2 protein-coding genes are annotated in these 13,222 nt (G+C 72.9%); both read left to right on the forward strand.

From position 1 onward, the window contains the following. The first annotated feature begins 179 nt into the window (after positions 1-179). A complete protein-coding gene (locus tag ACFWGJ_RS33395) occupies positions 180-12,080 on the forward strand; it encodes an amino acid adenylation domain-containing protein (RefSeq protein ID WP_387332126.1) in 11,901 nt (3,966 codons plus the stop codon). Positions 12,081-12,171: 91 nt separating this feature from the next. Then, a complete protein-coding gene (locus tag ACFWGJ_RS33400; RefSeq protein ID WP_387332128.1) occupies positions 12,172-13,092 on the forward strand; it encodes a helix-turn-helix domain-containing protein in 921 nt (306 codons plus the stop codon). Positions 13,093-13,222 lie beyond the last annotated feature (130 nt).

Here is a 13,222-nt window from a genome sequence, read left to right on the forward strand (position 1 = left end):
GCCCCCGAACCGGGGACGGGCGCAGGGGCCTGTGGCGTCCAGGGCCCCATGTACTGCTCATACTTGTCTCCCCACAGCGCGCCGCCTCCCCTTCTTCGCGCGCGGACGCTTCGCTCAAGCACCGACAACTCGCCCACACACGCTCACGCACGCCGGCCCACGCACGAACGAACGGACTCATGACTCCTCCTGAAACGCTCCTGGACGTGCTGCTGGACGCCGCCCACCGGGCACCTGGACAAGTCGTCGTCCATGTCCGCGGGGACGGCAGCGAGGTGTCCGTCACCTTCCGGCAGCTCCTCGAAGAGTCCCTGCGGGTGGCGGGCGGTATCCGTGCGGCAGGCATAGCCCCGGGCACCTGTGTGCCGCTGCTCGCGGACCGCAGTGAGGATTTCCAGCCGATGTTCTGGGGCGCGCTGGCGGCCGGCCTGGTGCCGGTGCCGCTCGCGCCCGACGCGCGGCGGGTCGGACCTGTGTGGGAACACCTCGGCCACCCGCCGGTGATGGTGGACGCGGCCTGCGCGGAGGTGACCGGCGAACTGCCGGGCCCTGTCGAGGTGTTGCGGCTGGAGACGCTGCGGGAATGCACCACACCGGCCCAGCCCGCGACGCCCGCGCCCGACGACCTGGCGTTCCTGCAGTTCTCGTCCGGCAGCACCGGCGCGCCCAAGGGCGTGGAACTGACCCATGCCGTCGTGGTGGCCAACCTGCGGCAGATAGTCGCCGTCTCGGCCCTGTCCGAGCAGGACGTCCTGGTCAGCTGGATGCCGTACTTCCACGACATGGGTCTCATCGGCACCCATCTGGCGCCGCTGGCCTCGCGGACGAAGCAGGTGAAGATCGGTCCGCTGTCGTTCGCGAAGAACCCGCGCCTGTGGCTGGAGGTGGCATCCCGGCACCGGGGCACGGTCCTGTCGGCCGCCAACTTCGCGCTCGCGCTGACCGTCCGGCGCGTACCCGACGACGTACTCGCCGGACTCGACCTCAGTGCCGTACGGCTGATCCTGGTCGGGGCCGAGCCGATCTCCGCGACGGTGTGGCGGGACTTCGCCGCCAGGATGCGTCCCGCCCGGCTGGACCCGCGGGCGGCGACACCTGTGTACGGGCTGGCCGAGGCGACGTTGGCCGTCACGTTCCCGCCGCGGGGCGAAGCGGCGGTTCCCGTCGCCCTGGAGAGAGCCGCGCTCGCCCGGGGCGTGGCCGTGGAACGCGAGCCCGGTGGTGACGTCGTGGAGGTGATGGACGTCGGCCCACCCGTGCCGGGCTGCTCGGTCCGGGTCACCGACGACACGGGTAGGCCGTTGGGCGACCGGCGGGTGGGGCACATCGAGGTGCGGGGCCCGCAGATCGCACGTGGCTACCACCGGCTGCCGGAGACGACCGCGCTGTCCTTCACCGAGGACGGGTGGCTGCGGACCGGTGACCTGGGGTTCCTGCGGGACGGCCGACTGTGCGTCACCGGCCGCCACAAGGACGTCCTCTTCCTCAACGGCCGTACCTTCCACGCCCCCGACATGGAGGAGGTCGTGAGCGCGAGCCCCGGGCTGCCGCCGGGCAGCCCGGCGGTGATCGGCTCGACGGACCCGGTGACCGGCGGCGAGCGCGTGGTGGTCTTCGTGCCCTGGGCCCGGCCGTCACGCGCCGCCGCCGAGGTGCTGGACGGGGTCGCGCGCCGGGTCCGTAGCGCGCTCGGGCACGACGACGTACGCGTGCTCGCGCTGCCGCCGTCGGCGTTCCCGCGCACCACGAGCGGCAAGCTGCAACGGCAGCGGATGCGCGCCAGGTTCGAGGAGGGGACGTACCGGCCGGTGGCATCGTCCTCGTCCCTGGCCCGCGAGATCCCGGCAGCCCGCCGGGTCCCCGCGTCCGCCGCGACACCCCGCTCGTACAACGCCGTACGGCAGGTGGTGCGCGGTGCCTGGGCCCACGCACTGCGTCTGCCGGAGGCGTCCTTCGGGGACAGGGACCGCTTCGCCGAGCTGGGCGGCACCTCGCTGAAAGCCATGGAAGTGCTGGGCCGGCTGGAGGAGTCCCTGGGCGTCACCCTGGGACCGGCCGTGATGCGTCACGACACCGTCGCGGCGCTCACCGACCACCTGCTGGGGACGGCGGAGGAGACCACCGCGCCGCACGAGCCGCCCGCCGACGAGCCGTCCGGTCCACGCTCGCCGGACGACACGTCGTCCGCGACGGCGGTCGTCGCGATGGCCTGTCGCTTCCCCGGCGCGAGCACGCCGGAAGAGTTCTGGGAGCTGCTGACGGCCGGCCGTGACGCCGTCACGGAGGTGCCACAGGACCGCTGGGTCACCGCCGCGACCACCGCCATGGCTGACAGCGCCGACACCGCACGGCCGGGCCGCTGGGGTGCCTTCCTCGACGACCCCGCCGCCTTCGACGCCGCCCACTTCGGCATCGGCGACGAAGAGGCCCGCACGCTCGACCCGCAGGCCCGGATCTTCCTCGAACTCGCCCACGAGGCCCTGGAACGCGCCGGTTACGCCGGACCCCGCCGACGCGGCCTGCGGGTCGGCGTCTTCGCCGCGGCCGGGGACAGCGGCTACCGCCAGGTCCTCGCCGACGCCTCCCCCGGCCTCGCCTCGTCCGCGACGGCGCTGACGGGCAACCTCCCCAACCTCGTCGCCGCCCGCGTCTCGCACTGCCTCGACCTGGACGGCCCCGCCCTCGCCGTGGACACCGCGTGCTCGTCGGGCCTGGTCGCGCTGCACCTGGCCCGCCGCAGCCTCGCGGACGGCGAGTGCGACCTCGCCGTGGTCGGCGGGGTCAACCTGCACCTCACCCCCGCCGGATACGAGGCCCTGGAAGCCGCCCAGGCCCTGTCCCCCACCGGCCGCAGCCGCGCCTTCAGCACGGCCGCAGACGGGTTCGTACCCGGCGAGGGCGGCGCGGCCCTCGTCCTGCGGCGCGCGCAGGACGCCCACCAAGCCGGCGACGACGTCCTCGCCCTCGTACGCGCCACCGCCGTCAACAACGACGGCACCTCCCTGAGCCTGATGGCACCCAACCCCCTGCGCCAGCGCGAGGTCATCACCCGCGCGTACGAGGTTTGCGGCGTCGATCCGGCAACGGTGACGTATGTCGAGGCGCACGGAACGGGTACGGCCGTCGGGGACCCCATCGAACTGCGGTCCCTGGCCCACGCCTTCCCACCGCGCACGGACGGACTGCCACGGCTGCTGGGCTCGGTGAAGACGAACGTCGGACACCTGCTGAATGCTGCCGCCCTGCCCTCCCTGGTCAAGGTGGTGCTGGCGCTGCAGCACGGCAGCCTCCCCGCCTCCTTGCACCACTCGCCGCCCTCGCCCGCCGTCGCACGGTCCGGATTCGCGCCGGTCGCCGAGACGGACACATGGTGGTCGGCAGGTCCCCGCAGGGCCGGTGTCAACGCCTTCGGCTTCGGCGGCACGAACGCTCACGCCGTACTGGAACAGGCACCGGCCCGCACGGCGCACGAACCGACCGGCGACAACAACGGCCCGCACCTGCTGACCCTGTCGGCGAACAGCGCGGCCGGGCTGGACGCCTGGGCATCCCGCCTCCTCGACCATCTCCACGAGCACCCGGAGCTGGCCGAGGGCGACGTGTGCCGGGCGGCGGCCATGGCCCGCGACGAGGGTGCGCACCGCCTCGCGATCGTGGCCGAGGGTGACCTGCGGGAGCGTCTGGGCGCTGCCACGAGTCCCGGCGGCGACCGGCTGCCGGGCGTGGTCGGCGGGACAGTGATCGGTCGACCGCGAACCGTCTTCATTTTCCCCGGCCAGGGCTCGCTGCGACCGGGACAGGGTCGTGCGCTGTACGCGACAGCACCGGTGTACCGCGCCACGCTCGACGAGGCCTCGGCGCACGTCGGCCCCGTACACGGACGGGAGTTGGCGGCCTGGTGCATCGACCCGGAGGTGGACCCGCGGGCCCAGGCCGCCACAGAGGTGGCCCAACCGCTGCTGGTGGCCCACGGCGTGGGGCTCGCCCGGCAGTTGCGGGCCTGGGGTGTACGCCCGGACGCGCTCGTCGGACACAGTGTCGGAGAGCTCACCGCCGCGTGTGTCAGCGGAGCGATGTCGTTCGCCGACACACTGACCTTCGCAGTGGAGCGCGGACGCCTCATGGGCACGGCGACCTTGCCGGGCGCGATGGCGGCGGTGCGCGGAGTCGACGAGGAGCAGGTGGCGGCGCTGATCGCTGCGGTCCCGGGCGAGCTGGCGGTCGCCGCGTACAACGGCCCCGGCAGGCTCGTCCTCTCCGGCAGCGTCAACGCGGTCGAACGGGCGACGCTGGAGCTGTCCACGCGAGGCGCGTCCGTACGCGCGCTGGACGTGTCGCGCGCCTTTCACTCACCGCTGATGCGGTCGATCTCCGATGAACTGACATTCGCAGCAAGCCAGTTGAAGGTCACTGATCCCGGCCTGCCGGTGCTGAGCACGCTCACCGCCGAGTGGCAGCCGCGCCTGAACCCGGAACATCTGCGCGAACACGCCCTGCGCCCGGTGCTGTTCGGGCAGGCAGTGACCCGGCTGCTCGACGAGGGCTACGACACGTTCGTGGAACTGGGGTCGCGGGACAACCTCGCCGGTCTCGTACGCGCGACCGCCGCCGCGAGGGAACCGGCGGACAGCGAGGGCTCCGGCAGGGACGTCCTGGTGATCTCCGCGCCCGTGCGGCCGGAGCGTTCCGGAGCAGGGCAGGGCGACGTCCCGGGCGGCGCCCGCGAGTTGCTGGAGACGGCAGCCCACCTGTGGGCGCGCGGGGCGCCACTGGACCGTACGGAACCACTCGACGGCACGGGCGGGCGGCGGATTCCGCTGCCGCCCTACCCCTACCAGCGTCGCCGCCACTGGCCTGCTGCCGCACAGCCCGGCCTGCTGCACGACGTCACCTGGCAGAAGACGCCTCTGTCGCCGATTGCATGCGGACCGGTGCTGGTGACCGGCCCCGACTCGACAGCCGTGTACGACCTCAGCCAGCGCCTCGCGGACCAGGGCGTGCAGACGAACGCGGACCCCGAAGTCCGCCCGCAGGCGGTGATCCTGCTGGCCGGGCCCGCCGCGCACAGCACGTCCGCCGACATCGAGCGGATCCAGCGCGACCTGGTGACGGCGTTCCACGAGGCGCTGACCCTGTTCGACCTGACCGAAGCGGGCCGTCTGCTCGTCGTGACCGAGGACGCGCACGCCACCGGGCACGGCCGCGAACGGCCGAACCCGGTCCAGGCGGTCCTGGGCGGCCTGACCCTCGCGGTCCCGTCGGAGTCCGCCGGAGCGGTGGCGAACTGGCTCGACCTGTCTTCCCTCGACGACCCCGACCAGCGGCTGCGGGCCGTCCTCACCGAGGTGACGGCACCCCAGGCGGCCGGCGCCGTCGCCTGGCGGGACGGACAGCGGCTGGTACGGGCCGTCGCACCGGCAGCCTCGGACCTGCTGAGTGTTCCTGACCGGCTGCCCGCCGACGGCACCTTCCTCATCACGGGCGGCGCCGGGGGCCTCGGCTCCGCCATGGCCCGGGAACTCGCCGGGCGTGGCCGACCGGAGATCTGGCTCACGGGCCGTTCCCCGCAACCGCCCGCGGGTCTGCTCGAAGAACTCACCGAACTCGGCGCCGACGCCCGCTACCACCGGGCCGACCTCACCTCGCGAGGCGACGTCGAGGCGCTGATCGCCGCACTGCCCGCGCCGGACGCCGTCTTCCACGCGGCCGGAGTCGTACGCCCCGGAAGTCTGCGCGGGACGAAGGTGTCGGAGACGACGGAGGCGCTGGGCGCGAAGACGCTCGGCACCGTGCTGCTGTCCGAAGCCCTCCGCAGGCACGGCCACAGCCCCCAGGTGTGCGTGGCGTTCTCCTCCGTCTCCTCGGTACTGCCGGGACTGGCCGGAGCACTCGGTGCCTACGCTGCCGCCAACGCCTTCCTCGACTCCTTCGCGGGCGCCGAGCGGCAGGCGGGGCGGCCGTGGCTGTCGGTGAACTTCGGGCCGTTCGCCGAGACGGGTCTGGCAGCCGCGTTCGCCGCCGACGCCCTCGCCGACGAAGGCGGCCGGCTCCTGGCGACCGCACCGGCCTTGGCGGCACTGCGGACCGCGTGCGGCACCGACCGGGCCCAACTGGTCCTCGCCGACCGGCCAACGGACCGGAAGACAGACCGGCCGACGGACAGGCCGCACCGAGCCCGCGCGCAACTGCCGCTCACACGCTTGCCATTGGGCGAGTCACGTCCTGCCGCCGACATCATCCCGACCCTGGACGGCACCGCCGCGGTGCTGCGGGAACTCCTGGCGCAGTCGCTGAGTGTCCCGGTGTCCAGCGTCGACGACGACGCGCCGTTCCTCTCCCTGGGGCTGGACTCGCTGGGCGCGGTCGACCTGGTCAAGCGACTCGAACGCAGAACGGGCCGGTCGCTGCCCGCCACGCTCTTCTTCGAGTACCGGACCGTACGAGAACTGGCCGCCCACCTGGACGCGGACAACGCCCCGGCAGCGGCGGAGGCAGACGCTTCCGCCCCCGTACACGCCACGGACTCGGCCCCCTTCGCCCTCACCCCCGTACAACTGGCCCTGCACACCAGCAGCCGGCTGCATCCCGGTGTGCCGGCCCGCGGTCATCTGCGGATGACGGTCCGCGGCCCCCTGGACACCCATGTGCTCGGTCAGGCACTGGCAGGCCTGGCCGACCGGCACGGCATGCTGCGCCTGCGGATCGACGATCCAGGCACGGGAACGGCAGGTCCCGTGCAGCGACTGGCTCCGCCCGCTGCGCTGTCGACCTGGTACGAGGTCCGCGACTGCGCCGCCGAGCAGGTGACCGACCTCGAAACGGCTCTCTGCAACCAGCCCTTCGACCTGTCGACCGAACCGCCCGTACGGGCCCTGCTGCTCCGGCAGGAAGCAACGCTCGCGCACCTGCTGCTGGTGGTCCACCACGCGGCGGCGGACGGCTACAGCCTGAACGTCCTGGCCGAGGAACTGTGGGCCTCGTACACCGCCCTGTGGCGAGGAGAACGCCCGCAGCCGACGTCGGACGCGCCGAGCTTCGCGCAGTACGCCCACACCATCCGCTCTGCCAGTAGCACCCTCTCGGACGCCGACCGCCGCTACTGGACCGAACGTCTCGCCTCGCGCGGGGGCCGGCTGCGGCTGCCCTACGACGGCGATCCCGACGCACCCCCGTCGGGCCCGCTCGTGCAGCACTACGGCTCGCTCGACGCGACGATCACCGCCGGCCTGGAACGGCTGGCCGCCGCGCACGACGTGTCCCTCTTCCACCTGCTGCTCGCCGCGTACGTGCGCTGCCTGTCGCGGTGGTCCGGCCAGCAGGACATCGCGGTCAACGTGGCCCGCGCCCGCCGCGAGGAACGCTTCCCCGGTGTGGACCGGCTCATCGGCCCGCTCGCCGACACCCTCCCCCTGCTCTGCGCCACGGCCCCCGACGAGCCGGTCGTCGCGCTGGCACAACGCCTGCGCCGGATCTGGCTGGAGAGCGAACAGCACTCCGGGCTGAGCAGCCTCGACCTGGCCGCGCTCCTGCCCGGCGGTGGCCCCCGCACGGCGAGCCCGGCCGGCTTCAGCTTCGCCCGCTTCCCGGCACACATCGCCCCCGACTGCCCGGTCGAGGTACGGGCCGACGCGGCGGGGACCGGTTCGGCCGCGACCCGGCTGAGTCTGCTGTGCTGGGCGGACGGATCGACGCTGCGCCTGTCCTGGAACTTCCCGTTGCCCCTGTTCGCGCCGGGCACGGTGGCGCGTCTGGACGGGGAGTACCGCGACGAACTGGCCGCCCTGTGCCAGCCGTTCACCGAGCCGCCCCGGGCGGCCGAGCCACCGCACGGTGTCGTCGGCCGACTCCTGCGCCAATTCCGCGCCACACCCGACGCCACCGCAGTGGAAGCCGACGGCACGATCCTCACCTACGCGGCACTCGACCGCGCCTCCCAACTCCTGGCCGTCCGCCTGCGCGCCGACGGTGTTCGTACGGGTGACCTGGTCGGGCTGCTCACCGAACCCGGTCCGGACACCGTGATCGGCGTGGTCGGCATCCTGCGCGCCGGGGCGGGCTGGGTCCCGCTGGACGCGACGTACCCCACCGCCCGTCTTACGGACCAGCTGAAGCGCGCGGATGTCTCCACTGTGGTGTGCCATGAACCGACTGCGCGAGTCGCGAAGTTGCTCGGCAACGATGGCGTGCGTGCGGTACGCGCCGACAGCTCACCGGACCCGCGGACCGACACCGCAGTGCCCGTCCCCGCGCCCGCCCCGGCTCCCGACGCGGTCGCGTACGTCATCTTCACCTCGGGCTCCACCGGCCGCCCCAAGGCCGTGCCCATCACCTACCGGGCGATGGAGAACTACCTCGACTGGGCCATCGGGACCTTCGGCTACGGCCCCGACGACCGCCTCGCGCAGACCGCGTCGCCGTGCTTCGACGCCTCCGTACGCCAACTGCTGGCACCCCTGCTGGTCGGCGGCACCGTGGTGACCGTACCGCGGGAGCTGCTGCGCGATCCCGAACTGCTGCTGGCGTACGCGGAACGGACACGGATCACCGTGTGGAGTTCCGTACCGACGCTGTGGGAGCAGCTGCTGTCGGCCGCCGAGGAGCGGGTGCGGCGGGGAACGGGGCGGCCGGACCTGTCGGCGCTGCGCTGGGTCCACGTGGGCGGGGAGGCCCTGTCCGCCGCGCACGTACGCCGGTGGTTCGACCTGTTCGGCGACGGACAGCGCATCGCCAACCTGTACGGCCCCACCGAGGCGACCATCAACGCCACCTGCCACCTCATCACCACGCGTCCGGCCGACGACGTGCGGACGCTGCCGATCGGACGGCCGGTGACCGGCACCGATGTGGCGGTGGTCGACGCCGATGGCGCGCTCTGCCGCCCGGAGCAGCCGGGTGAACTGCTGATCGCGGGGATCGGACTGACCGCCGGCTACCTGGGTCAACCCGAGCTGACTGCGCAGGCGTTCACCGTGCGGGACGGACGCCGCTGGTATCGCAGCGGCGACCGGGTCCGGCTGCGCGCGGACGGAGTGCTGGAGTTCCTGGGACGAACCGACGACCAGGTGAAGATCCGCGGCAACCGCGTCGAGACAGGAGAGGTCGAGGCCGCCCTCCAGACGCATCCCGGGATCGCACAGGCGTCGGTGGTCGCACGCGAAGGGCGGCTGCTGGCGTTCGTCACAGCCCGACCGGGTGCGGGGCAGCCCGAACCTCCGGACGTGCGGCGCCACTTGGCCGGTCTGTTGCCGTCATACATGGTCCCGGCACGGATCACCGTGATGGACCAACTCCCACTCAGCGGCACCGGCAAGATCGACCGCCGTGCGCTGGCGGACTCCCCCACAGCTCCGGTGCCGGACGTCGGCGGCAAGGCTCTCCCCGCCACGGACACCGAGCGTCAACTGGCTGTCATCTGGAGCGAGTTGCTGGACGTCGATGCCGTCTCGCGCGAGGACGACTTCTTCGACCTGGGCGGCGATTCGCTCCTGGTCCTCCAGGTGTTCGCCCGGCTCGGCGAGGACAGGCCCCAACTGCCCCGCCCGACCGTGATCTACGACAACCGCACGCTCGCGAAGCTGGCCGCCGCGGTGGACGCGACCGCGGCGGAACCGCCCCCCGCGTCGGTGGCAACCGCGCCCACGGATCACGCGGCGCCCTTCCCCGTCACCCCGGCCCAGCGCGGCTTCCTCCTGGCCGAAGCCCTCTCACCGGGAGGAAGCGGTTCCTGGCCCGCACGGCTGCGGCTGTCCGGCCCGCTGGACCCGGAGGTGTTCCAGGCGGCGGTGAACCTGCTCGTCGAACGCCACGGCATGCTGCGTACCGTCTTCCCCGCAGGTGTCCGACCACCCATCCAGCAGGAACTCCCGCCCTCACTGCGCCTGCCGGTGGCCTTCGAGACCCTCACCGACCCCGCCGAGGTGGCCGAACGCGCGGCGGCCGAAGCGCGGCGGCGCTTCGAACCATGGGCCTGGCCACTGCTCCGGCTCCGGGTCCTCACCCTGACCGAGCACGAACACGTGCTGCTCGTCCACGCGCACCACCTCATCGGCGACGGATACAGCGCCGCACTCCTCGTACAGGAACTCACGGCGGTCTGCGACCAGTTGACCGCGGGACACACCCCCGAACTGCCCGCGCCGCGCGCCACTTTCCGTGACCACGCTCTACGGTCGACCGAGCCGGAGACCGGTACCACGCCGGGTACGGCGGAGCGCCGGGCCCGGCTCGACGCCCCCTACCGGCAGCCCGCGCTGCGCACCCACGGAAAGGTGGGTGGCGCGGGATTCGTATCGGCGGGATTCGTACTCGATGCCGAGCGGACCGCGGCACTGCGGGCGCTCGCGGCGAAGGCAGGAGCCACCCTGTACGCGCCGCTGCTGACCGCGTATCACCAGCAGTTGACGCGGCTCACAGGGCAGGCGGACCTGATCGTCGGCCTGGCGGTGAGCGGACGCGACCGGGGCCTGACGCTCGACGCGCACCGGATCTTCGGCCCGTTCGCCACGGCCGTCCCCGTACGGCCCACGGTTGCTCGGGCGGATGACTTCGGTGCCGCCCTGCGGCGGATCGTCGCCGAGACCGAACAGGCCCGCAGACACGAGGACATCGTCCCCCGCAACGCCGACGGACTCCCCCTGACCTCGCAGTTCTTCTTCACCTACCTCGACTTCTCCGTCCTCGCCGCTCCACACGGGCAGACGCTCACCGCGTCGTGGGACGACGGGGACAGCGCGTTCGCGCCGCCGTCGTCGGCGACGGACGTGTTCCTGGCCGCACGTCCGGAGGGCGCCGGACTGCGCGTGACGGTACGAGGATCCGCCGCGGCCTTCACCCCCTCCGCGCTGGAGGACTTCGCGGGGGCGCTCCAAGAACGGCTCATCAGCGCCGTGAACCCGCAGGCCCCGGAGCCACGCACCTCGGCCCGGCCCTCCGGGCCCACGGGATCGATGGACGCCGCCCTGGTCGGCTACCTGCCCGCCCCCGGCCACCTCGCCCTGCTCGCGGGCCTGCCCGAGGACGCCCTGCCCCGGGAGGACCTGCGCGCGATGCTCTTCCCCGACAACGCCCCACGCCTGCTGGAGACGGTCCACACCCCGCTCGGCAGCTCGGGCTTCGTCTGCGTGCCGCTCTTCTCCGACGAACTCGCCCGCGACCCCGGACTCGTCGCACACACCGCGCGCGCGGTGTCGCTCGCCTCCTCGCGCGGAGCCCGGTGCGTCTCCCTGGCCGGCATGATCCCCTCGCTGACCGGCTACGGCTTCGACGTACTGCGGTCCGCGAACCCCGGACCGGGGTCGGCCGCCGTGACGACCGGCCACGCGGCGACCGTCGTCTCGGTGGTCCGGACCGTGCACGCGGCACTCGACGCCACCGGAAAGGATCTCGCGGACCTCGCCGTCGCCTTCGTCGGACTGGGCTCGATCGGCGCCTCCTCCCTGGACCTGTTGCTCACCCGGGCCGCCCGGCCACCACGGCGACTGCTCCTGTGCGATGTCCCCGGCAGCGGACCGCGGCTGCGGCAGCTGGCGGAGCAGTTGCAACAACGCGGCCTGGCCGGAGAGGTGGAGGTGGTGGAATCCCGGCCCGCACTGCCCGATGCCGTGTACGGGGCCGACCTGCTGGTGACGGCCGTGAGCAGCGCCCACCCGCTCCTGGACGTCGACCGGCTGACACCCGGCGCCGTCGTGGTCGACGACTCCTTCCCGCACTGCTTCGACACCGGGCGGGCGCTGGCCCGGATGCGGGAACGCCGGGACGTACTCGTCCTGGGCGGCGGACTCCTGCACCTCGGCGACCTCACCCGGGAGACCGCCGAAGGACTGCCGGCCGCGGCGGCGGCCGGATACCTCGCCCAGCCATGGCTGACAGGAACACTCGCCTCCTGCCGCACGGAATCCCTCCTGCACGCGGCCGACCCCCAACTACCGCTCGTGCACGGCCTGGTGGACGAAGCTGCGGCCCTCGCCTACTGGCGGGCCACGGAACGCGCGGGAGTGACGGCGGGTCCCCTGCATCTGCTCGGCCACACCGTCGGACCGAACCCTCTGGCAGGTGTGCGCGGAGCGGAATCCGGCTCCTGAGTTTCAAGATCATGTACAGGACAGCGCCTAGGATGGCCGAGCACAGTGTTCGGATGCGCGCAGAGTTGCGTTCAGCGCAGGGAGACTGCCCATGGGCACCACAGAGGCCGTAGGTTCACCGTTCGACAGCGGTGTCTGTGACCGCAGAGTTCCGGACGGCCAGTCGGCCGGTCCCGTGATGCCACGTCTGCTGCTGGGCGCGCGGTTGCGCGCGCTGCGGGAGGAGAAGGGGATCTCCCGTACGGACGCGGGGGATGTCATCCGCGCCTCCCGGTCCAAGATCAGCCGCCTGGAGGCCGGCCGGCACGGGTGCAAGCCGCGTGACGTGGCCGATCTGCTCACGCACTACGGAGTCACGGACGAGGCCGAGCGCGCCACTCTGCTGGCGTTGGCCGACGAGGCCAACACCCCCGCCTGGTGGCAGTACTACGGCGATGTGGTGCCCCCGTGGCTGCAGACCTACCTGGGGGCCGAACAGGCGGCGAGCCTCATCCGCTGCTTCGAGGTCCAGCGCGTGCCCGCCCTCCTGCAGACCCCCGCCTACGCGCGCGCCTCCATCCGGCTCGGCCACCCCGACGCCGACGCGCAGGAGATCGAGCGGCGCGTCACCCTGCGCATGGAGCGCCGGCGGGTGCTGCACCGGAACCCGCCCACCCAGCTGTGGGCCGTGATCGACGAGGCGGCGCTCCGGCGCCCGGTGGGCGGCCTCGACACGATGCGCGCCCAGCTCCGGCATCTCATCGAGATCTGCCGGCTCCCGCAGGTCACCGTCCAGATCATCCCGTTCCACGCCGGCGGTTACGCGGCCGAGGGCGGCCCCGTCACCGTGCTGCGCCTGCCCGGCGGTCAACTGCCCGACGTGGTCTGCCTCGAACAGCTGGCCACGGCTCTGTACCCCGACAAGCCGGCGGACGTCGAGCGCTACTGGGGTGTGCTGAACCGCCTGGGGCTCGAAGCCGAGCCGCCGGAGGAGACGCCCACGATCCTCCACCGCATCCTCCAGGAGACCTGAGCTCGCCGGTGAGCCGGCTGAGCCGTCGGCCGGCGCTCGCCGGCCGACGGGCCCCGCGCAGCGCGTGAGGCCGACGCCGCCGTGCGGGTGCACCAGTCTCTTATAAACAACAGACGCTGCCGACGATAGT

It is taken from the genome of Streptomyces sp. NPDC060205, from assembly GCF_042728395.1.
Classification (GTDB): domain Bacteria; phylum Actinomycetota; class Actinomycetes; order Streptomycetales; family Streptomycetaceae; genus Streptomyces.